The organism is Amycolatopsis sp. NBC_00438, assembly GCF_036026695.1.
In the GTDB taxonomy this organism is placed as follows: Bacteria; Actinomycetota; Actinomycetes; order Mycobacteriales; family Pseudonocardiaceae; genus Amycolatopsis.
On the sequence record NZ_CP107923.1, the window covers coordinates 409,775 to 430,125 of the forward strand.

Below are 20,351 nucleotides of genomic sequence, written 5' to 3' on the forward strand. Positions count from 1 at the left end.
TTACTGCTCGCCGAGGGTCCGCAGCTCGGCCAGGTGGTCGCGCAGCCAGCGCTCGGACGTGTCCACGTGCATCAGCGCGGCCGCGGTGGCCACGGCGGGGTCACGGCCGGCCAGTGCGTCGTAGATCGCCTTGTGCTGCGCCAGGGTCACGTGCGTGACGCCCCGGTCGACGGTGCCGCGCCAGATCCTCGCCCGCAGCGTGCGCGAGGAGATGCCGTCCAGCAACGCGGTCAGGGTTTCGTTGCCCGACGCGGTGACCACCGCGCGATGGAAGGCGGCGTCGAGCACCGTCAGGCGCTCGACGTCCTCGACCGCCTCCTGCATCGCGTCGAGCAGTTCGGCGACGGTGCGGAGCTGGGCGTCGGTGATCCTGGTGGCGGCGACGCCGGTCGCGGCGGGCTCCAGGAGGCGGCGCACCTCGGTCAGCTCGAGCACGCTGCCTTCCATGAGCGACACCGCGGTGCCCAGGCCCTCCAGCAGCAGGCTGGGCGCGAGGCTGGTGACGTAGGTGCCGTCACCACGCCGTACTTCGAGGACCCGGGCCAGCTCCAGCGCCTTCACGGCTTCGCGCGTGGGGCTGCGGGAGATGCCGAGTTCGGTGGCCAGTTCGTGCTCGGCCGGCAGCCGGGAGCCCGCGGGGAACCGCCCGGACCGGACGAACTCCCGGATCCGGTCGATCGCGTCGTCGGTCAGGGACCTCGCCATGGTGCTCCTCGGGCAGTGAACTGCCTGAGATCCTAGCAGTCATATGATGAATGTCACGAAAGCGGTGAGTTTTTCGCTTGATTCGACGGGTTCAATGCGACTAGCTCGCTCTCGGTTGCCGAGACATGTGATGTTCTGTCAACGCGCGCTGCGGCGATCCACTCGCGGGAGTGCCGCGGCCTTGTCCGGGTCTGTAGCTTCCTGCCGGCCGACTTGGCCGGCCACCGCGCGGCTTTGCTTCCCGGTCATGGCGGCGATGCGGTCGGCCGCGCGTTCGGCGAGTTCCCGGGCCTGCGGGGAGTCCGCGGCCAGTCCGGCTTGCTGGGCTGCTCGCGCTTCGAGCAGGAGCTTGCGGTGGGTTTCGGCGCGGGCCGGCATGTCCGGCGTGGTGATGAGCTTGCCCTGCTGGGTGCTGAAGGCGCGGTGGTGGAAGTCTTGCATCGCGTCCGGAAGTCCTTGTCCTGGACCAGGTCGGTCAGCGCGATCCACGCTTCGAGCTGCTCGGTCGACGGCTCTTCGGGCAGGTGCGGCTGTCGCGACACGAGCTTGTGGAGCAGGTTCACCTGCGGGCGCTCGGTGATGAGCGCGTACGTCCTGGACGTCACCTCGATCCGATCGTGTGGTGTGGGTGTCGCTCATCGGATCGGAAGGTGCGTCCTCATGGTTCGGCGGGCCCCAAGGCGGTGGTCGGGACGAAGCCGTCGGGACGAGGCTCCTTCAGCTCGATGAACACCGAATGCGTCGGGGTGTCACCGACGTTCTCGCCTGAATGTTCCTGTTCGTCGAGCCACCGGACGGCGCCTGCCGGCAGCTCGACGCCGACTTCCCGGCCGCCGGCGTGGATCCGGCGCCGGAACGAGCTGAGCGTGACCATCACGCTGTCCGGGTGCCGGTGCGGCGCGGTCCGATCGCCTGGCCCGTCGAGGTACTCGAGCACCCGGACCCGTTCGTTTTCGAAGGCGACTCGATACAGCTCGGGGTTCGTGTCCGTGGGGTCGTCGGCCATGACTGCCTCCTTGTGGCACTGAAGTACCATGATGGCATGGACGTACCATATGAGTCCACCGGCCGTCGGCGGCAGAAGGGCCGGACCCGGGCCGCGCTGGTGGCGGCTGCGCACGAGTTGCTCGCGGCGGGAGAGTCGCCGGCCGTCGAGGACGCCGCCGCCATCGCGGGCATCTCGCGGACCACGGCGTACCGCTACTTCCCGAACCAGCGCGCCCTGCTGCTCGCCGCCTATCCGGAAATCGAGGACGGCGTCGGGTTGCTGCCGGTCGACGCGCCGACTGACGCGGAGCCGCGCCTCGAGCTGGTCATGCGCTCGTTCCTGGATTTCGTGGTGCGCTGGGAGCCGCAGCTGCGAGCGCAGCTGCGGCTGTCCCTGGAGCCGGGAGCGGCTCAGCCGATCCTGCGTGGCGGCCGGGCGATCCGCTGGATCGAGGAGGCGCTGGCGCCGCTGGCCGAAACCCACCCGCACGTCGACATCCGCGAAACCGCCGTCGCGATCCGATCCGCGACCGGCATCGAGTCCCTGGTGTGGCTCACCGACATCGGCGGGCTCGACCGCGCACGCGCCGCCGGGATCCTGGCCGGCTCCGCGCGAGCGATCCTTCGAGCGGCCCTCGAGCCCACGGACTGAACGGCATCGCAAGCGTGAGGTCCGCGGCGCTGCCTACAGCCGGGCTCCCATGATCGTGACAACGTTCGTCGAAGGGTTCGGCTTCGCCGGCAAGCCCGTTCATCCGCCCCCCGCCTACGCGATGAGCGGGCTGGGAACCACCGGCGGGACTACGCTGCCTCTTGTCCCGGCGCGACGCCGGGGAGGGCTTCACTGTGCGCGGCGAGGACGTCGCCGACGCGGAGCCCGCGATCGCGGAGTGGCTGCGCCGCATCGGTTTGCCCGCCCGCTGACCCACCACAGGAGACCGGCACCGCATGATCGTCCTCTTCCTGCTGATCGCCGCCGTCTTCGTGGGCCTGCACTGGTACGTGTGGCGACGTCTCGTGCGCGACACCACCGCCCGCGGCTCGGCGCCGCGGCGGATCGGCACCGTCGCGCTCGTGGTCCTTCCGGGGCTGACGCTGCTCGCTGTCCGAGACGACCTGCCGGGAATCCCCTTCCGGCTGGAAGGCGTCGTCGACTGGCCGGGCTTCCTGTGGCTGGCCGTGTTCCTGTACGTGGTCCTTGCTCTGGTGGCGGGGGAGGCCGTGCGCCCCCTGCTGCTCCGGGCCCTGGCCCGGCGGGACGTCAAGCGGGCTGAACCGGTCACGGCGCCGCCGGGCACCGGAGCCGCACCGGCGCCGGCGGACGACGTCCCGGCACCGGCGTTGCTGGCGCGTCGGGTCTTCGTCTCGCGCGTGGTGGGTGGGAGCGCCGCGGCCGTGGCGCTGGGCACCGTCGGCTACGGCACCGCCGGCCTGCTGCGCGGACCCCAGATCAAGCGGCTCACCGTGCCCCTGGCGAAGCTGCCCCGCGGCGCGCACGGCTTCCGCATCGCGGTGGTCAGCGACATCCACCTCAGCCCGCTGCTGGGCCGCGACTTCGCCCAGCACGTCGTCGACACCATCAACAGCACCCAGCCCGACCTGATCGCCGTGGTCGGGGACCTGGTCGACGGCAGCGTCGAAAATCTGAGCACGGCGGTGGCACCGCTCGCCCAGCTGCGCGCCCGGCACGGCAGTTACTTCGTGACCGGCAACCACGAGTACTTCCACGACGCCCGGCGCTGGGTCGGCGTGGTCCGCGACCTCGGCCTGCACCCGCTGGAGAACGCCCGGACGGAGCTGCCCGGCTTCGACCTGGCCGGCGTCAACGACGTCCGCGGCGAGAGCGAGGGCCAGGGCCCGGACTTCGCCCGCGCGCTGGGCGACCGCGACCCCGCACGCGCCAGCGTGCTGCTGGCCCACCAGCCGATCGTCATCGACGAGGCGGTGCGCCACGGCGTGGACCTGCAGCTGTCCGGCCACACCCACGGCGGGCAGCTCTGGCCCGGCAACCTGCTGTTCGGCCTGACCAACCCCACCGTCGCCGGTCTCGACCGCTACGGCGACACCCAGCTCTACGTCAGCCGCGGCGCCGGCGCGTGGGGGCCGCCGGTCCGGGTGGGCGCGCCGTCCGACATCACCGTCGTCGAGCTGGCCTCGGGGCAGGCGTGACGGGTCATTTCTCGGCGGTGACCCAGCCGGCCAGCAGTTCGAGGCCGTCGCCGGACAAGGCACCTTCGACGACCTCGTGGTGGCGATCCGGCGGGTCTGCCCCCGCTCGGCTGGATGGGGACTACCGCGCGTGGCCGTCGCGGGTGGCGAGCACCCGGCGCACCTCCTCCGCGCCCAGCGCCACGGGGGAGCGCAGCGATCCGACCTCGTCGATCTCGATGTCGACCACGTCTCCCGGCCGCAGCCCTTGGTCGAGCCCCGGCACGACGGACGTGCCCGTCGAAAGGACGGCGCCGTCGGGGAAGTCGTTGTCCCGCCACAGGTACTCGACCAGGTCGGCCGGTTCGCGGTTGAGCTGTGCGGTGCCGGCTTCGCCGGCGAACACCTCGTGACCGTCGCGCCGGATGCGCATGCGGATCTCGAGCGACAGCGGGTCCGGGACCTCCCACACCGGTCGCACCCGTGCCGAGACCGCGCACGAACCGGTGTAGATCTTGGCCTGCGGGAGGTACAACGGGTTCTCGCCTTCGATGCTGCGGGAGCTGACGTCGTCGACCACGAGGTAGCCGGCGATCTCCCCGGTGCGGGTCAGCAGCAGGCCGAGTTCCGGCTCCGGCACGTTGTTGGCGGAATCGACGCGGACGGCGATCGGCTCGTCGTCGGTGACCACGCGCCACGCGGGTGACTTGAAGAACAACTCGGGCCGCTGCGCGCGGTACACCCGCGCGTAGACGTCCTCGTCGGCGCTCTCCTCGCGGCGGGCCTCCTCGGACCGCCGGTACGTCACCCCGGCGGCCCACACCTCCATCCGGCCGTCCAGCGGCGGCAGCAGGCGCGTCCCGGCCGGGGACACGGGCTCCCCGGCGGCCTCGGCGAGTTCGCGGATCTCCGCCACGGTGTGGCGCAGCAGGTCACTCATCGACGTCACCGCGAGGGGCCGCAACCACTCACCGGTGAGCAGGCCGACCCGGATCGTGCCGGTTCCGTCGGTGAAGCGCACCAGGTGGCTCATCCCGGACCTCCTTGTCGACGGGTCACTTGGGGGTCACTTGGGTCACCAGGGTCACTACTCGAACACCCCGTAGCCCGCGACAGCGTGCGCCCGGACGCCGTCCATGTCGAGTTCCACGCCGATGCCGGGGGTGTCGGGAAGCGTGATGTAGCCGTCCTTGACGATCGAGCCGCTCCCGTCGGGGGCGTGGACGTAGCTGTCCCACACCTCGCGCTCTTCGAGGGCGTGCCATTCCTGGACGAGGAAGTTGGGGATCGCCCCGCACTGGTGCGACGTGGCCATCGTGCCCAGCGGCGTCGACACCAGGTGTGGTGCGAACGGAATGTAGTGCAGCTCCGCGAGGTTGGCGATCTTCTTGGCCTCGGCGAGACCACCGCACTTCGGCACGTCCGGCTCGATGACGTCCACGGCGCCGCGTTCGAGCAATTCGCGGAATCCCCACCGCAGGTAGAGGTTCTCGCCCGCGCAGATCGGCGTGCGGGTCTGCTCCCGCACCCGCACCAGCGCGTCGACGTTCTCCGCCGGCAGCGGTTCCTCCAGCCACATCAGCTGGAACGGCTCGAGCTCCCACGAGATCCGGCACGCGCTCGGCACGTCGTAGCGGGCGTGGAGGTCGATGGCCAGATCGACGTCCGGTCCGATCGCCTCCCGGACGGCGGCCACGCGCTCGACCATCGAGCGCAGCTCGGCGGTGTTGACCGTGTGGTTGAAATCGTCGAACTTGGCCGGGTGGCGCAGGTTGTCGATGTCGAACTTGATGGCGGTGAAGCCTTCCGCGACCATCCGCTGGGCCCGGTCGACGCACCCGGCGATCGAGCCCGCCGGGTCGTCGCCGTCGCCGCAGTCGGCGTAGAGGCGGATCCGGTCGCGGAACTTCCCGCCGAGCAGCCGGTAGACCGGCTGGCCCGCGGCCTTGCCCGCGAGATCCCACAGCGCGAGCTCGATCCCGGACAGGGCGATCACGAACACGCCGCTCTGGGCGCCCGCGAAAACCTTGCTGCGACGCAATTTCTCCCAGCACCGCTCGACGTTGCGCGGGTCCTCGCCGAGCAGGAGGGGCGTCAGCGAATCGATCATCCCGACGACGGCGCCCGCGCCGGCATCGGGGTTGGCCTCGCCGAACCCGCTGATTCCCTCGTCGGTGTCGATCCGCACCAGGGTGGCCTGACCGTGGTAGGCCACCACCGCCGTCGTGACGTTCACTATCCGCATTGCTCTCCCGCCGCCGGGTAATGCGTCTGAAAGGGACTGTCGCAAGAGCCAACTTGTCCTATAAGCTGATGACATGCCAAGGAGACAAGAGTCTCCGGACGCTGTCAAGGTCCGGACTCTCCCGGTGCAGGTGGCGGCCCACCTGACCCGGCGCATCGTCAGCGGCGAAATCGAGGACGGCCGGGCCCCGTCGGAGCTGGAAATCTCCCAGGAGTTCGGGGTTTCCCGGGTGGTGGCGCGGGAGACGCTCAAGATCCTCGCCTCGCTCGACATCGTCGACGTCGCGCAGGGCCGCCGCGTCGTCGTCCGGCCCCGCGCGGAGTGGGACTACCTGAACCCGTTGCTGATCGAGTGGCTGCCCACGGAAATCGTCGACGAGCTGCTGCAGGAACTGCACCAGATGCGCGTACTGCTCGAGCCCGAACTCGCCGCGATGGCCGCGACCGGCATCACCGACGAGACGCTGGCCCGGCTCGGGAAGGAGATCGAGCGGATGGCGGCGCTCGAGACGGATCCCGAGGCCTACCTCGAGGTCGACCACGAATTCCACATGGAGATCTGCCGGGCGGCCGACAACCGCATCCTCGACCGGATCATGTACTCCGCGCGCTGGCTGGGCACGGCCAGCCGGCGCCTCACCAACGAGGCGCCGGCCGGGCTGCGCCGCGCCACCGCCCAGCACACGGAGATCTACGAGGCGCTCGTCGCGCGCGATCCTGCGGGCGCCCGCGCGGCGATGCGCAAGCACTTGAGCAACAACTACTCCACGCTCCTCGCGGAGAAGGAGCAGCGAAGCAAGCGGGCCGCCCGGCGGCGGCGTTACCAATCCGGCCAAAAGTAGGCCGCCCCCGCGCGGCACGTAGCCGTTGCTACGAAGCCATTCGGCCGTGGCTGTGGTCGGGTTGGTAACCATCGGCGCAGTACTTCTGCACGACCGAGTTCCGGAACCGATGACGAGGACGGACGAGGCATGGCAGCATCCGCGATCCCGCCGATCCGGCTGGGGCTGATCGGCACCGGGCTCGCGGTCGAGAAGCTGCACTGGCCGGCGTTGCGCGGGCTCGCCGATCGGTACGTGGTCACGGCGTTCACCGATTCCTCCGCCGAGCAGAGCACGAGGTTCGCCGGCTACAGCGGGACCGATCCGTCCCGGGTCGCCGCCGACCGGGGCGCGCTGCTCGCCCGCGACGACGTGGACGCCGTGCTGATCTCCGTGCCGATCCCGCACTTGTACGAGGTGGCGCGCGACGCGCTCGCGGCGGGCAAGGACGTGCTCTGCGAGAAGCCGGCAGGCGTCGACGCGGCGCAGGCCGGCGCCTTCCTCGCGCTGGCGGCCGGGCACCCGGACCGCACCTTCGTGGTGGGCGAGAACTTCTTCTACCGCGACGATCTGCGTTACGCCCGCGCCTTGCTCGACAGCGGCGCGATCGGCCGCCCGCACCTGATGGCGTGGCGGCACGCCGGCCGGGTGGTGCCCCGCGAGGGCGGGTTCAGCGGCACGCCGTGGCGGCACCGGCCGCAGTACCGCGGTGGGGTGCACCTCGACTTCGGCGTGCACCACATCGCCCAGATCCGGTTGCTCTGCGGCGACATCGCGCGGGTGCACGGTGTCGTGCAGAGGGCCAACAGCACGATCGACGCACCGTCGGACCTCGCGCTCAACCTCGTGTTCACCGGAGGCGCCATCGGCAACTACACCGCGTCCTTCCCCGAAATCCCGGTGCCGCCCGAACCCAACGACATGCGGCTCTACGGCACCGAGGGAGTGCTCGTGCTCGCTGGCTCCGAGTCGGAGCGCCGCGTGACGCGCAGCGGTTCCGACGCCACCACCCACACCACGGTCTTCCGCGGTAGCGACAACGGCTACCTCGCGGAGCTCGTCGACTTCGCCGATGCCGTGCAGTTCGGCGTGCGGCCGGTCGGCAGCGTCGCGCAGAGCGTGGCCAACACGATGGTCGTCCAGCGGGCACTCGACTCCGCGGAACGGGCGGCCGCACTGGCGCTCGACCCCGTGCCCGGCGCGGGCCCGGTACCGCTGTGGCGGCCCCGTGGCTCGACCGGGCTGTTCGACGGGCTGCCAGGACAACGCGTCAGCAGTTCGGCGTCCTTCGCCGCATGAAAGACCCAGCTTTGAGTACTCACAGCGCGGCACTCGCCTCGCTGCCCCGCCGGTTGCACCGTCGCCCCGTCGGTACGAGGAGTTGTCATGGAAGAGAAGAATGACCTGTCGAGACGCACTTTCCTCGGCATGAGCGCGGGGGTGAGCGCGCTGGGCGTGCTCGGTCTCGCCGGGTGCGGGAGCGGCCCCGCGCCCGCACCACAGGTCGACGTCCAGGTGCCCCAGGCGCTGCTCGACCAGGCGGCCAAGCTCCGCGGCGGGTCGGTGGGGATGCTCTCGCAGAAGCTGTACTCGGAGGCCGCCAACAAGGCGCTGGACAAGTCGCTGCAGGTGTTCGCGCAGGCCACCGGCACCACGGTCCGCAACGACCTGGTCTCCGGCGACGCCGGTGACATGGTCGCGAAGATGGACGCCGAGGTGAAGGCGGGCACCAATCGCGACCTGGCCTTCCTGAGCGACCGGCGGTTCGTCGGCCAGCTGCACAACCTCGGCGCCCTCACCGACGTCACCGACGTGGTCAACGACATGAAAGCGCTTTACGGCGAACCCGCGACGGAAGCGAACAACTACTGCGTGTTCGACGGGCGCTGGTTCGCGATCCCCTACCACTTCATCGCGACCGGGATGTACCTGCGCAAGGACTGGTACCAGGAAAAGGGTCTCCCGCTCAAGCCCTACTACTCGTGGGAAGAGCTGCGCGACAACGCGCTGGCGATCTCCGACCCGGCGAAGCGGCGCTTCGGCTGGGGGCTCACGGTGAACCGCTCCGGCGACGCCAACGGCTTCATCACGAACGTCATCAACACCTACGGCGGGGCGATCGCGGACAACACCGGCACGAAGGTGGTGTTCAACTCGCCGGAGACCGTCGAAGCCGTCACGTTCATCGGCGACATCTACACGAACCCGAAGTACAAGCCGATGCTGCCGCCCGGGATCGGCAGCTGGACCGACTCGAGCAACAACGAGAACTGGCTGGCCCAGATCCTCGGGCTCACGCTCAACCAGTTCAGCGTCTACGCCGATTCGAAGAGCAAGAAGAACCCGGTCTACGCCAACACGCACGTGTTCAACGGTGCGAGCGGACCGGCGCTCGACCGGCCGCTGGCCTACGGCGAGTCCAACTCGTTCGTCGTGTTCAAGGGGGCGAAGAACCCCGACCTCGCCAAGCTCGTCGCGAAGTTCATGGCCGGCGGGAGCGCGCTGCTCGGCGTCGCGAAGGAAGCGCCGTGCCTGGTCAATCCCTCGTGGGACAAGGTGTGGGACTCCGACCCGTACTACACCACCGGTGACCCGGCCTTCGCCGCGCTGCGGGAGCAGACCCGCGCTCCGCTCCCGGTGAAGACCAAGACCGGTTATGCCTTCCCCCAGGCCCCGAGCCCCGGCGAGCAGGCCGCCGTCGCCGCCTACCTGCTGACCGACATGATGCAGTCGGTCATCCAGGGCACCAAGCCGGCCGAGGCCGTGGCCACGACGCACACCAGGATCGTGCAGATCTTCGAGCAACAGGGCTACCGGCAGTGACCGTCCTGCGTCCGAAGAGGACACACCCGGCGCCGGCCCGTCCGGCGCCGGGCGCGTCGTCCTCGCTCACCCCGGTACAGCGGCGGCTCGGGCGCGACTGGCGCCTCGCCGCGGTGTTCATCGGGCCGACGCTGCTGCTGGTCGCCGGCCTGATCCTGGTCCCGATCATCAGTTCGGTCTTCACCAGCGCCACCGAGCGCCACGGTGCGGACACGGTCTTCGTCGGGCTGGACAACTACACGGCCCTCATCGGCGACGCCCTGTTCCACAAAGGCGTGCTCAACTCGTTCGTCTTCACCGCCTACGCCGAGATCTTCAAGGTGGTCTTCGGCCTCATCGCGGCGTTGATGCTGCACCACATGCGCCGCGGCCGGGCGATCCTGGCCGGGGTGATCCTGCTGCCGTGGGTGATCCCGACGGTCGTCACGGCCTTCACCTGGCGGTCGTTGCTCGACCCGATCTTCGGCAGCGTCAACGTCCTGCTCACCGACTCCGGGATCGGGCCGGCCCTCGCCGCGATCGGGCTCGTCGACAAGTGGCCCGCGGAGTGGCTGTCCGATCCCGCGCTCGCCATGCCGGCGGTCATCCTGGTCAACGTGTGGAAGGGCATCCCGTTCTTCACGGTGACGTTCCTCGCCGGGCTCAAGGCCATCGACGGCAACCTCCACGAGGCCGCGATGGTGGACGGCGCCTCGGCGTGGCAGCGGTTCGTGCACATCACGTTGCCGGGGCTCCGCAGCGTCATGATCGTGACGACGCTGCTGTCGTCGATCTGGACGTTCAACAACTTCGACCTGATCTGGCTGATGACCCAGGGCGGGCCGGGGGACGCCACCGCCCCGTACGTCATGGTGGCCTACTCGAAGGCGATCCAGCAGCTGCAGCTGGGCGCGGGCGCCGCGGTCACCCTGGTGATGCTGCCGATCATCGCCGTCCTGGTGGTGATCCTCGTGCGGATGATGCGGCGCAGCGACCAGCCGGGCGCCGCCGACATGGGGCGCAGGCGGCTGACTCCCGCTCAGCGCCGGGCGCTGCCGTGGGTGATCGTCGTGGCCGCGGTGCTCGTGCTGATCTGGGCGTCGCCGCAGATCGTCTGGAAGGCCGCGCTCGTGCTGGGCGTGTTCGTGGTGCTCGCGGCCGCCGTCGGACGGGTCGTCTCCACGCTCGCCGCGCGCGGCAACCGGCTCGCCGCGCGCCTCGTCGGTGGTGGCGGCACCGGGGTCGCGCTCGTGGGCCTGCTGGGCTTCGTGCTCGCCCCGATCTACTGGATGACGGTCACGGCCTTCAAGTCCGACGACCAGATCGTCGCGCGCGGCGACGACCTCTGGCCGACCCCGTGGAGCACCGAGCAGTTCACCAACCTGTTCTCGGGCCGGGCGTTCGGCACCTGGTACCTCAACACGATCCTGGTGTCGGTGGCGTCCACCGTGATCGCCGTGGTCTGCGCGGCGCTGGCCGGTTACGCGCTGGCGCGGCTGAAGTTCCGGGGTTCGGAGAGCTTCACGGTGACGATCCTGCTCACCTACGTGATGCCGGGCGCGCTGCTGTTCATCCCGCTGTACCAGCTGATGAGCGGGATCGGGCTCAACGACTCGTTGTGGTCGCTCGTGCTCGCCTACCCCACGTTCACCCTGCCGTTCGCGACGTGGCTGCTCGTCGGCTACTTCAAGTCGATCCCGGTCGACCTCGAGGAGGCCGCGCTGGTCGACGGCTGCACGCGGTTCGGGGCGTTCCGCCGGATCGTGCTGCCGCTGGCCAAGCCGGGCCTGCTCGCGGTCGCGCTGTTCACGCTCACCAACGCGTGGAACGAGTTCCTGTTCGCCTTCGTGTTCATCACCAAGGACGACTACAAGACGCTGCCCGTCGGCATGCAGTCGATGATCTTCGGCGACGTCGTGCCGCAGGGGCAGCTGGCCGCGGCCTCGCTGCTGGTCAGTATCCCGGTCGTGCTCATGTACGGGTTCGGGCAGCGGTTCCTGACCGAGGGGCTCACCGCGGGGGCGGTGAAGGGATGAGCGGGATCACCGAGGAGCACGTCGCGACGGCGTCCCGGCCGAGCAAGCTGCGCATCACCGACCTGCGCGTGGCCACCCTGGCCGGGGTGCCGTTCCGTTCGTCGATCATCCGGATCGACACCAACCAGGGCCTGTCCGGCTACGGGGAGGTGCGCGACGGGGCCAGCGCCACCTACGCGCTCATGCTCAAGAGCCGGCTCGTCGGGGAGAACCCCTGCGACGTCGACAGGATCTTCCGCAAGATCAAGCAGTTCGGGTTCCACGGCCGCCAGGGCGGCGGGGTCTCCGGCGTCGAGATGGCGCTGATGGACCTGGCCGGCAAGGCGTACGGCGTGCCCGCGTACGCGCTGATCGGGGGCCGGTTCCGGGACGAGATCCGCTGCTACGCGGACACGCCGTCGCTGCCGGACCCGCACGCGATGGGCGCGCGCCTGCTGGAGCGCAAGCAGCGCGGGTTCACGATGCTGAAGATGGACGTGGGCGTCGACCTGCTGTGGGACGTCCCGGGCGCGCTGATCGCGCCGCCGGGTGCCCGCGCGGACGTCACGACGATGCACCCGTTCACCGGTATCCAGGTCACCGCGAAGGGCGTCGACCACCTGGTGTCCTATGTGGACATCGTCCGTTCCGTCGTCGGCACCGACGTCGCGCTCGCCGCCGACCACTTCGGCCACATCGCCCTCGACTCCGCCATCCGGATCGGCCGCGCGCTGGAGCCGTTCACGCTGGCGTGGATCGAGGACCTGATCCCGTGGCAGCTGACCGATCAGTGGCGGCAGCTCACCACCGCCGTCGCCGTCCCGACGTGCACGGGGGAGGACATCTACCTGCTCGACGGCTTCCGGCCGCTGCTGGACGCCGGCGCCGTCCGCGTCGTGCACCCCGACCCGGCGACGGCGGGCGGGATCGCGGAGACCAAGCGGATCGGCGACTACGCGCAGGAGCGCGGGATCGCGATGGCGCTGCACCTGGCGGCGTCGCCGATCGCGACGATGGCGTGCGTGCACCTGGCCGCCGCCACGGAGAACTTCCTCGCCCTCGAACACCACGCGGCCGACGTGGAGTTCTGGAGCGACCTCGTCACGGCCCCGCTGATCCGGGACGGCCGCATCACGGTGCCGGACACACCGGGACTGGGGTTCGGGGACCTCGACGAGGAAGTGCTGCGCCGCCACCTCGACCCGCGTGATCCGGTGTTCTTCGCCGAGACGACACACTGGGACGGGGAGTCGAGCCACGACCGCCTGTGGAGCTAGGCGCGGCCCTGTTCGGCCCGCCACCGCTCGTACTCGGGCCGGGCCTCGTCCGACAGCGGGTAGTACCGCCGCAGGTCGCCGCCCTCGGCCAGCCGGATCCGGGAGAACTCCTCCCATTCCGCGTGCTCCTGAGCGTGGGCCACCAGGGCGGGGGCCAGCTTGACCGGCACCACGACGGCGCCGTCGTCGTCGGCGACCACGATGTCGCCCGGTTCGACGAGCGTGCCACCGCACGCCACCGGCACGTTCACGGCAACCGGGACGATGCCGGTCTGGACGTGGAAGTTCGGTGTGGCGCCCCGGATCCACAGCCCGAGGCCGAGCTGCTTGGCCTCGGCGGTGTCACGCAGACAGCCGTCGACCACCACGCCGAGGCCGCCGCGGCCCTTGAAGTAGGTCAGCATCATCTCGCCGAACACGCCGCTTTCCATGTCGCCGCGCGCGTCGACGACGATCATGTCGCCGGGCTGGGCGTGGTACATGACGTGGCGGTGCAGCTGCTTCTCCGGTTCTTCGTACTCGTCGACGGGGTAGAGGTCTTCCCGCTTCGGCAGGAACTGCAGTGTCAGCGCCGGGCCGGCCACGCGCACGCCGGGGGTCACCGAAACCGGGCCGCGGATGAACGCGCTGCGGATGCCCATGCGGCTGAGCTCGCCGCTGGCGGTCGCGCTGCCGATGGCCGCGAGGGCCGCGCTGAGCTCGGCAGGCGGGCGAACGATGTCGTGCGTCTCGACCACGTCGATAGCTCCCTCGGGTCCGCGTTTACCGTGGCTGTCGGGAAGTTTCCCCGAGATTCCACGTCCGAGCGTAGTCCGGCGGAGCTGTTTCCGCGATGTCATACGGGGTTTCGGCACCAGCTCGCCCCCTGTTCCTTCGTGGACGAGCTGGTGCCGGCTTGCCGTGTCAGGTCTCAGGAGGTGCTGCAGCTGACGGTGGGCCAGTTCCAGTTTCCGTTGTGCTGGATGGTGACGCCCCAGTTGTTGCCGTTTCCGTTGGGTGTCGCGATGAGCACCTGACTGCTGGGCCAGGTGGCGTTGATGTTCCAGGTGGCGCTGATCTTCGCGGGGCTGGGCACGGTCATGGTGACGGTCCAGGTGCTGGAGCCGCTGACTGAGACGTTGAGGTTGTAGCGGTCGTTCCAGGACTGTCCCGCCGACAGTGTGGCGGTGCAGGTGCCGCTGCCTGGTGTGGTGGTCGGGGTGGTGGGGGTGGTGGGGCCGGTGGGGGTGGTGGTGGGTGTGGTGGTTGTGCCGCCGCCGGAGTTGAGGACGTTCAGCACGGAGTTGTAGGCGGATTTTTTGTTGCCGTTGCCGTCGAAGAGGAGCGGGTTTTCGCTGGAGCGCCAGGAGTCGCTGTCGCGTACGCCCCAGACGGTGATGCCGACGCAGCGTGCGACGTTCATGCAGGCTTGGGTGAGGGCTGCGTATTGGGTGGTGGATGCGTTGGTGACGTCGACTTCGGTGAGGGCGACGTCGACGCCGAGGGCGGCGAAGCTGGAGATGGTGGTCTGGAGGTTGCTGGGGACGGAGCTGCCGCCGGTGAAGTGGGCTTGGAGGCCGACGCAGTCGATGGGGACGCCGCGGGATTTGAAGTCGCGGATCATGGTGTAGACGCCTTGGGTTTTGGCGTAGTTCCAGTTGTCGATGTTGTAGTCGTTGTAGCAGAGTTTGGTGGTGGGGTCGGCGGCGCGGGCGGTTTTGAAGGCGACTTCGATCCAGTCGTTGCCGGTGCTTTGCAGGTTGGAGGAGCGGCGGCTGCCGTCTTCGTTGAAGGCTTCGTTGACGACGTCCCAGTAGGCGAGTTTGCCTTGGTAGTGGGCCATGACTTTCTGGATGTGGTTGATCATGGCGTTGCGGAGGGTGCTGCCGCCCATGTTCTGCATCCAGCCGGGTTGCTGGGCGTGCCAGGCGAGGGTGTGGCCGCGGACTTGGGCGCCGTGGCTGGTGGCCCAGTTGTAGATCTGGTCGCCGGCGGAGAAGCTGAATTGGTTCTGGTTGGGTTCGGTCGCGTCGGGTTTCATCTCGTTTTCGGGCGTGACCATGGTGAATTCGCGTGCGGCGAGGGTGGTGTAGGCGGTGTTGCCGAGTTTGCCGGCGGCGATGGCGGTGCCGAAGTAGCGGCCGGTTTGGGCGGCGGCGGCGCCGAGGGTGCCGGCTGCGGCGTCGGCGCCGGGTGCGGTTATGAGGACGGCGGCGGTGGCGGTGAGGGTGGCTGCTGCGGTGAGTAGTCGGGTGGTGGGTGTGCGCCACCATCGCTTGTGGGGTGGGTTTGCTGGGGTTGTTGTCATCGGTGGTCTCCTTCCGGGCGTGCGCCCAGGGGAGCCGGGGACCAAGTCGCCGGTGACCTGGGCGTGCTGATGATGTTCGTCCGTTGGGTGCAGGAGAACACGGGTGTTTGTTGTGGGGCAAAGAGTTTCGGTCGAGTTTCGACTGGTTCGCCGGGGGACGGCGGGTGGGTGCAGGAGTTCACCCGATTGCGACAGGTGTTCGTCCAATCGCCCTCGGCAAAGGGGCAGGCGGCTGGTGCTCGGCCATTCGAGTGGTCCGAGGCGCCGGGAATCAACGGTGCGGCCGGGTGGGGAGTGGTCCGAGTCGAACGGGACAACTCATCAGGGGCCTGCGGGCCTGCGATCGTCCGAGGGGAAAACATGAGTACCGGAAAACGCTTCATCCGAGGGGCACTGACCGTGCTGGGGGCGCTGCTGCTGGTGGTGGCCAACTCGACCGCCCCGGCGTCCGCGGCGACTCGCCAGGGCACGTGCGAGTCGGGAGAGGTCTGTTTCTACTTCTACGCGGGCTCCCAGGGATCACTGTCGGACTTCACCGGCTCGCTCGACAACTACGGCGCGACGCAGCCGTCGTGCTACGAGTTCAAGACCCCGCAGATGAGCGGGTACGGGCAGTGCATGAAGAACAACGCCCGCTCGGTCCGGAACCTCACCGGAAAGGCCGTTCGCGTCTACTTCAACAGCGGCTACTGCGGCAGTTACGACACCATTCCCGCGAATTCCGCACACGACCTCAGCGTGGCGTACGACAACAACGCGTCCCACCAGTTCTCCCCGTACCCCGTCGGATGCCATTCCGTGTGACCGGGTCCTGATCGGGCCACCCGGTCGGTCGGTCCCGGACCGGCCGACCGGGGGGCGCGGCTGTCACGGCCGCGTCGCAACGGAGTACCAGGCGTGCGGGGATGCTCGGCCGTCCGAGTCCGACGAAGCGCGACCGCGACCCGGCCCGGCGGGTGACGCGGTATCTCCGGCAACCACGACCGCGGCCGCCCGTCGCGGCCAACAATGGCGGCATGGCGTTCACCGAACCACCTGATCCCGGCCAGGCGCGCACGCTGGCCGAGCTCATCGCCCAGTTGCGGCTGCTCAAGACGTGGGCGGGCGGCCCGTCGTACGCGCAGATCGCCGAGGGGGTGAACCGGCTCTGGACGGCCGCTGGGCGTCCGCCCGCCGAGCGGACCGCCCGCACGACCGTCGCCGACTGCTTCAAGACCGGCCGGGCGCGGCCCAACACCGATCTCGTGCTGGCCGTCGTCGAGGTGCTGCACCCGGACCCGGGTTACCTCGCCCACTGGCAGGACGTGCTGCGGGTGATCCGCAGCCGCGCGGAGGCGGCGACCTTCGTGCAGGCCCAGCTCGGCCTGCCCGAGGCGATCCCGCACTTCACCGGGCGCCAGGCGGAACTCGCGAAACTGTGCGCGGCGCTCGGCGACGCCGCGGGCGGGCAGGCGTCGGCGATCGCGGGCATGGCCGGGGTCGGCAAGACCGGGCTGGCCGTGCACGCCGGCCACGAGCTGCTGCGCGCGGGCCGGTTCGACGACGCGCTCTTCGTGAACCTGCGCGGCTTCCACCCCGACCCCGGCCGGCCGCCGGTGGATCCGGCCGCGGTGCTCGACTCCTTCCTGCGCTTGCTCGGCGTGCCCGGGCACGCCGTCCCCGCCGACCTGCCGGGCAAGAAGCGCGTCTACCGGGAGCGTTCGGCCGGGCGGCGCCTGCTGGTCGTGCTCGACAACGCGCACAGCGAGGACCAGGTCCGGCCGCTGCTGCCCGACGAGCGGGGCGGGCCGGTGCTCGTCACCAGCCGCCTTGCCCTGCCCGGGCTGGCCGGTGCGCAGGTCCGGCTGGACGTGCTGCGCCCGGACGAGGCGCTGGCCTACCTGCGGCGCACCGTCGGCGCGGAGCGGGTCGACCAGGAGCCCGGCGTGGCGCGGCGGATCACCGCCGAACTCGGCCACCTGCCGCTCACGCTGACCCTCGCCGCGTTGCGGATGACCGCGCCCGCCCACCGGTCGTGGCTGCTGGCCGACCACCTGGAGCGGCTCGAGCAGCGGCGCGCGCACCTGCGCCTGGACGACGCCGTGGACGCGTCGATCAGCCTGTCCTACGACCACCTCGGCGAGCCGGAACGGCGGGCCCTGCGGCTGCTCGCCCTGCACCCGGGCGCGGACCTGGACGTCCACGGCATCGCCGCGCTCGCCGGCACCGGCCTGGACGAGGCGACCCGGACCGCGGACCGGCTCGTCGCCGCGAGCCTGGTGCGGCGCCGCGAGGCGGACCGGTTCGAGCTGCACGACCTCATCCGCGCGTTCGCGATGGCGCGGGCCCAGGACGAGGACGTCTCGGCCGGCCGGCGGGCCGCGCTGGCGCGGCTGCTCGACTACTACACGTTCGCCGCCGCCACGGCGATGGACTACTACGCGCCGCGCGTGCGTGACCACCGGCCGCCCGTCCCCGACCCCGGTCTGCCGATCCCGCCGCTGACCGACCGGGAGCCGGCGGCCGCGTGGCTGGACGCCGAACGGGCCAACCTGGTCAGCGCCGGCCTCCACGGGGTGGCGACGGGCCACGCGGGACTGCTCTCGCGGATCCTGTTCCGGTACCTGCAGACCGGCGGCTACATCAGGGAAGCGCTGGCGCTGCACGCGAGCGCGACGGAGTCGGCGGACCCGGTCGCCCGCGGGCACGCCCTGGCGAGCCTCGGGGCCACCCACAGCCAGGTCGGCCGCTACGAGGTGGCGACGCGGTGCGCCGAGCAGGCGCTGGACTGCTTCCGCGGCGCCGGGGACCGCTCCGGCGAGTGCCGGGCGCTCGGCACGCTGGGCGCGATCGCCTCCTGGAACGCCGATTTCGCGCGCTCGGCCGGGTTCCTGCAGGGGGCGCTGGCCCTGGCCCGCGAGATCGGCGCCCGGGCGGGCGAACGCACCGCGCTCACCAACCTCGGCTACGTCTACGGCCGGCTGGGCCGGTACGCCGAGGCCCTGGAGTGTCACACGAAGGCGCTCGCCATCGACCAGCAGACCCGCGACCTGAGCGACATGGGCCGCACCCTGCTCAACATCGGCGACACGCACCTGCGGACGGGCCGCCGCGCGGAAGCCTGCGGTTTCTTCCGCCGCGCGACGGGCATCGCCGAGCAGGCCGGCGACCGGGACCTGCACCTGGAAGCGCTGCTGTGCCTCGCGGACGTCTCCCTGGAACTCGGCCGCCTCGGCCGGGCCCGGGCCGCGCACGAGTCCGCGCTCGCGTTGGCGGCGGACCTCGGCATCCCGCACCAGGTCGCCCGCGCGCACCTCGGCCTCGCCCGGTCCCTGACGGCGTCGGGCGACCCGGAACGCGCCCGCCACCACTGGCTCACGGCCCGCGACCACCACCGCGAGCTGGGCCTGCCGGACCCGGAGGAGATCATCGAGGAGGCCGGCCACTCGGTGCCGGCCGGCAGCTGAAGCCGCAAGTATTCGCCACGACACACGTACCTGGCTGGACGACACGCGTACCTGGCTGGACGACACGCGTACCTGGCTGGACGACACGCGTACCTGGTTGGACGACACGCGGCCGACCTCGGCCGCGTGTCGTGTCGTCCGCCGGGGTACGCGTGTCGTCCACCCGGGTACGCGTGTCGTCCGCCGGGGTACGGGCCAGTGGTGTGGGCCGGTCGGGGTGACCGGGTGTCGGTGGTGACCCGTGCCGGGCGGAGGGCGTCCGGGTTCGTCCGGGATTGCTGCCGGGGGCGGCGGGGACCGCGATGCTCGCGGCCGGTGCGGGACCACGAAAGCGGCTTCGCACCGAGCCGGACACCCACCGTCGAAGGGAGACACCATGCGGCGCCTCGTTGACCGCGTGCTCGACCGGATCGTGCCCACCGCCCAGGCTTCCGCCTGCGCGGGCGGCTACTTCTGCAACAGCGCGGGCCACCCCGGGTACTGGTACCGGTTCTGCTGTCCGCAGACCGGCTGCGAATGGTCCAAGATCCGCAGCTCCTGCTGACCCAGGCAGGGACGTCCCGGGCGGTGTCCGCGGAAGCGGGCACCGCCCGGCGGGGAAGGAGTGCCGTGGAGTACCTCCGCGCGGCCTGCGCGACGCTGATCGCCGTCGTGTTCGCCGCCTCTTCGCTGTCGAAGTTCCGGGACTTCCGCGGGTTCGCGCGGTCGGTGCCCGCGCTGGTGCCGATGCCCGCGAACGCGGTCCTGCCGGTGTCGGTGGCCGTCGTGGCCGCCGAAGGGGGCGTCGCAGTGCTCGTGGTCGTGCCGGCCACCGGCACGGCGGGCTTTCTCCTCGCTTCGCTGCTGCTACTGGCTTTCGCCGCCGCCATCGGCACCGCGCTGCGACGCGGGCGGCCCGCGCCGTGCCGCTGTTTCGGCGCGGGTGACACCCCGGTGGGCCCGCGTCACCTGGCCCGCAACGCCGTGCTGCTCTGCCTCGCCGTCGCCGGCGCGCTCGCGCCGGCGCACCTGCCGCCCGTCGCCGGGGCCGCCCTCGCGGTCGCGGCCGGTGGGGCGGTGGCCGTACTCGTCATCGCGATGGACGACATCGCCGTCGTGTTCGCAAGGAGTTCCTGATGCCCTTCGTCGTCGCCGCCCTGGTTCTGCTCGGCCTGTTGTGCCTGGTGAACCTGCTCCTGACCGCCGGGATCCTGCGCCGGATGCGAGCGCAGGCCACGATGGGGTCCGGGGCGCTCTTCGCGCTGGGCCCCGGTTCGGCCGTCGGCGAGTTCGCCGCCACCACGACCGAGGGCGAGCCGGTCACGGCCGCGACGCTGGACGGCACGGTCGCGTTCTTCTCCGCCGACTGCCCCGCCTGCCACGACACCCTGCCGGACTTCCTCGCCTACGCCCGCGAACAGGGCCGCGACCGCGTCCTGGCGGTCGTCGGCGGCGGTGACGCGGACACCGTGCGCGCGCTCGCCGCCGTCGCGCGGGTGGTGCCGGCGGAGCTCGACGGCGGGCCGGTGGCCGCCGCGTTCCGCAACACCTGGACCCCCGCGCTGTACGTCGTGGCCGACGGGCGGGTGGTCGCGACCGCGGGCCGGGTGCACGAGCTGACCGTGCCCGCCGGGCGGTGA

The 20,351-nt window shown here is 70.8% G+C and carries 19 protein-coding genes; 12 read left to right on the top strand and 7 right to left on the bottom strand.

Features of this window, described 5'->3' with window-relative positions; all coding sequences use genetic code 11:
* From OG494_RS01920 to OG494_RS01930, 3 genes are all read right to left on the bottom strand, one after another.
* Entirely contained in the window at positions 1 to 705 is a 705-nt protein-coding gene (locus OG494_RS01920; RefSeq protein WP_328451303.1) for a FadR/GntR family transcriptional regulator, read from the bottom strand.
* A gap of 138 nt (positions 706 to 843) precedes the next feature.
* Complete coding sequence (locus OG494_RS01925; protein WP_328451305.1) at positions 844 to 1,146, bottom strand: hypothetical protein; 303 nt, start codon at positions 1,144 to 1,146, stop codon at positions 844 to 846.
* 217 nt (positions 1,147 to 1,363) lie between these two features.
* Positions 1,364 to 1,711 carry a cytoplasmic protein gene (locus OG494_RS01930; protein ID WP_328451307.1) on the bottom strand — a complete coding sequence of 116 codons (348 nt, stop codon included), beginning with the start codon at positions 1,709 to 1,711 and terminating at the stop codon, positions 1,364 to 1,366.
* Positions 1,712 to 1,747: 36 nt separating this feature from the next.
* On the opposite strand from OG494_RS01930, the gene OG494_RS01935 reads away from it, so the two are divergent.
* Together OG494_RS01935 and OG494_RS01940 are read left to right on the top strand one after the other, a co-directional pair.
* Complete coding sequence (locus OG494_RS01935) at positions 1,748 to 2,344, top strand: TetR/AcrR family transcriptional regulator (RefSeq protein WP_328451309.1); 597 nt, start codon at positions 1,748 to 1,750, stop codon at positions 2,342 to 2,344.
* Between the two features lie 296 nt (positions 2,345 to 2,640).
* On the top strand, positions 2,641 to 3,861 hold the full coding sequence (locus tag OG494_RS01940) for a metallophosphoesterase (RefSeq protein ID WP_328451311.1): 1,221 nt from the start codon (positions 2,641 to 2,643) through the stop codon (positions 3,859 to 3,861).
* A gap of 121 nt (positions 3,862 to 3,982) precedes the next feature.
* Here OG494_RS01940 and OG494_RS01945 read toward each other — a convergent pair whose 3' ends face one another.
* Positions 3,983 to 4,873 carry a fumarylacetoacetate hydrolase family protein gene (locus OG494_RS01945; RefSeq protein WP_328451313.1) on the bottom strand — a complete coding sequence of 297 codons (891 nt, stop codon included), beginning with the start codon at positions 4,871 to 4,873 and terminating at the stop codon, positions 3,983 to 3,985.
* 54 nt (positions 4,874 to 4,927) lie between these two features.
* Complete coding sequence (locus OG494_RS01950; protein ID WP_328451315.1) at positions 4,928 to 6,085, bottom strand: mandelate racemase/muconate lactonizing enzyme family protein; 1,158 nt, start codon at positions 6,083 to 6,085, stop codon at positions 4,928 to 4,930.
* Positions 6,086 to 6,158: 73 nt separating this feature from the next.
* Between OG494_RS01950 and OG494_RS01955 the strand changes: the two genes are divergently transcribed.
* The 5 genes from OG494_RS01955 (at position 6,159) to OG494_RS01975 (ending at position 12,999) form a co-directional block, all read left to right on the top strand.
* Positions 6,159 to 6,926 (top strand): FadR/GntR family transcriptional regulator, encoded by a 768-nt coding sequence (locus OG494_RS01955; protein WP_328451317.1) that lies wholly within the window; start codon positions 6,159 to 6,161, stop codon positions 6,924 to 6,926.
* A 129-nt stretch (positions 6,927 to 7,055) separates the two neighbouring features.
* Positions 7,056 to 8,204, top strand: a complete 1,149-nt coding sequence (locus tag OG494_RS01960) for a Gfo/Idh/MocA family protein (protein ID WP_328451319.1) — start codon at positions 7,056 to 7,058, stop codon at positions 8,202 to 8,204.
* Positions 8,205 to 8,291: 87 nt separating this feature from the next.
* Positions 8,292 to 9,728: an extracellular solute-binding protein gene (locus OG494_RS01965; RefSeq protein ID WP_328451321.1), complete on the top strand. Its 1,437-nt coding sequence runs from the start codon at positions 8,292 to 8,294 to the stop codon at positions 9,726 to 9,728.
* Positions 9,725 to 11,743 carry an ABC transporter permease gene (locus tag OG494_RS01970; RefSeq protein WP_328451323.1) on the top strand — a complete coding sequence of 673 codons (2,019 nt, stop codon included), beginning with the start codon at positions 9,725 to 9,727 and terminating at the stop codon, positions 11,741 to 11,743. Before OG494_RS01965 ends, OG494_RS01970 begins: the two co-directional genes overlap by 4 nt.
* Positions 11,740 to 12,999 carry a mandelate racemase/muconate lactonizing enzyme family protein gene (locus OG494_RS01975; RefSeq protein WP_328451325.1) on the top strand — a complete coding sequence of 420 codons (1,260 nt, stop codon included), beginning with the start codon at positions 11,740 to 11,742 and terminating at the stop codon, positions 12,997 to 12,999. The genes OG494_RS01970 and OG494_RS01975 overlap by 4 nt, the downstream gene beginning before the upstream one ends.
* Here OG494_RS01975 and OG494_RS01980 read toward each other — a convergent pair.
* Positions 12,996 to 13,736, bottom strand: coding sequence for a ribonuclease activity regulator RraA (locus OG494_RS01980; RefSeq protein ID WP_328451327.1), 741 nt, complete (start codon positions 13,734 to 13,736; stop codon positions 12,996 to 12,998). The two genes, OG494_RS01975 and OG494_RS01980, sit on opposite strands and share 4 nt — an antisense overlap.
* A gap of 173 nt (positions 13,737 to 13,909) precedes the next feature.
* Positions 13,910 to 15,286 carry an endo-1,4-beta-xylanase gene (locus tag OG494_RS01985; RefSeq protein ID WP_328451329.1) on the bottom strand — a complete coding sequence of 459 codons (1,377 nt, stop codon included), beginning with the start codon at positions 15,284 to 15,286 and terminating at the stop codon, positions 13,910 to 13,912.
* Between the two features lie 360 nt (positions 15,287 to 15,646).
* On the opposite strand from OG494_RS01985, the gene OG494_RS01990 reads away from it, so the two are divergent.
* From OG494_RS01990 to OG494_RS02010, 5 genes are all read left to right on the top strand, one after another.
* Complete coding sequence (locus OG494_RS01990) at positions 15,647 to 16,090, top strand: peptidase inhibitor family I36 protein (RefSeq protein ID WP_328451331.1); 444 nt, start codon at positions 15,647 to 15,649, stop codon at positions 16,088 to 16,090.
* Positions 16,091 to 16,302: 212 nt separating this feature from the next.
* Positions 16,303 to 18,732 (top strand): tetratricopeptide repeat protein, encoded by a 2,430-nt coding sequence (locus OG494_RS01995; protein WP_328451333.1) that lies wholly within the window; start codon positions 16,303 to 16,305, stop codon positions 18,730 to 18,732.
* 376 nt (positions 18,733 to 19,108) lie between these two features.
* The gene (locus tag OG494_RS02000) at positions 19,109 to 19,276 is read left to right on the top strand and encodes a hypothetical protein (protein ID WP_328451335.1); all 168 of its coding nucleotides are present in this window, start codon (positions 19,109 to 19,111) and stop codon (positions 19,274 to 19,276) included.
* A 65-nt stretch (positions 19,277 to 19,341) separates the two neighbouring features.
* Positions 19,342 to 19,848, top strand: a complete 507-nt coding sequence (locus OG494_RS02005) for a MauE/DoxX family redox-associated membrane protein (protein WP_328451337.1) — start codon at positions 19,342 to 19,344, stop codon at positions 19,846 to 19,848.
* Positions 19,848 to 20,351 carry a TlpA disulfide reductase family protein gene (locus tag OG494_RS02010; protein WP_328451339.1) on the top strand — a complete coding sequence of 168 codons (504 nt, stop codon included), beginning with the start codon at positions 19,848 to 19,850 and terminating at the stop codon, positions 20,349 to 20,351. The genes OG494_RS02005 and OG494_RS02010 overlap by 1 nt, the downstream gene beginning before the upstream one ends.

Bases quoted from the DNA above. Each gene is read 5' to 3' on its own strand.
- OG494_RS01920 (WP_328451303.1), bottom strand. From the start codon at position 705: ATGGCGAGGTCCCTGACCGACGACGCGATCGACCGGATCCGGGAGTTC.
- OG494_RS01925 (WP_328451305.1), bottom strand. From the start codon at position 1,146: ATGCAAGACTTCCACCACCGCGCCTTCAGCACCCAGCAGGGCAAGCTC.
- OG494_RS01930 (WP_328451307.1), bottom strand. From the start codon at position 1,711: ATGGCCGACGACCCCACGGACACGAACCCCGAGCTGTATCGAGTCGCC.
- OG494_RS01935 (WP_328451309.1), top strand. From the start codon at position 1,748: ATGGACGTACCATATGAGTCCACCGGCCGTCGGCGGCAGAAGGGCCGG.
- OG494_RS01940 (WP_328451311.1), top strand. From the start codon at position 2,641: ATGATCGTCCTCTTCCTGCTGATCGCCGCCGTCTTCGTGGGCCTGCAC.
- OG494_RS01945 (WP_328451313.1), bottom strand. From the start codon at position 4,873: ATGAGCCACCTGGTGCGCTTCACCGACGGAACCGGCACGATCCGGGTC.
- OG494_RS01950 (WP_328451315.1), bottom strand. From the start codon at position 6,085: ATGCGGATAGTGAACGTCACGACGGCGGTGGTGGCCTACCACGGTCAG.
- OG494_RS01955 (WP_328451317.1), top strand. From the start codon at position 6,159: ATGCCAAGGAGACAAGAGTCTCCGGACGCTGTCAAGGTCCGGACTCTC.
- OG494_RS01960 (WP_328451319.1), top strand. From the start codon at position 7,056: ATGGCAGCATCCGCGATCCCGCCGATCCGGCTGGGGCTGATCGGCACC.
- OG494_RS01965 (WP_328451321.1), top strand. From the start codon at position 8,292: ATGGAAGAGAAGAATGACCTGTCGAGACGCACTTTCCTCGGCATGAGC.
- OG494_RS01975 (WP_328451325.1), top strand. From the start codon at position 11,740: ATGAGCGGGATCACCGAGGAGCACGTCGCGACGGCGTCCCGGCCGAGC.
- OG494_RS01985 (WP_328451329.1), bottom strand. From the start codon at position 15,286: ATGACAACAACCCCAGCAAACCCACCCCACAAGCGATGGTGGCGCACA.
- OG494_RS01990 (WP_328451331.1), top strand. From the start codon at position 15,647: ATGAGTACCGGAAAACGCTTCATCCGAGGGGCACTGACCGTGCTGGGG.
- OG494_RS01995 (WP_328451333.1), top strand. From the start codon at position 16,303: ATGGCGTTCACCGAACCACCTGATCCCGGCCAGGCGCGCACGCTGGCC.
- OG494_RS02000 (WP_328451335.1), top strand. From the start codon at position 19,109: ATGCGGCGCCTCGTTGACCGCGTGCTCGACCGGATCGTGCCCACCGCC.
- OG494_RS02010 (WP_328451339.1), top strand. From the start codon at position 19,848: ATGCCCTTCGTCGTCGCCGCCCTGGTTCTGCTCGGCCTGTTGTGCCTG.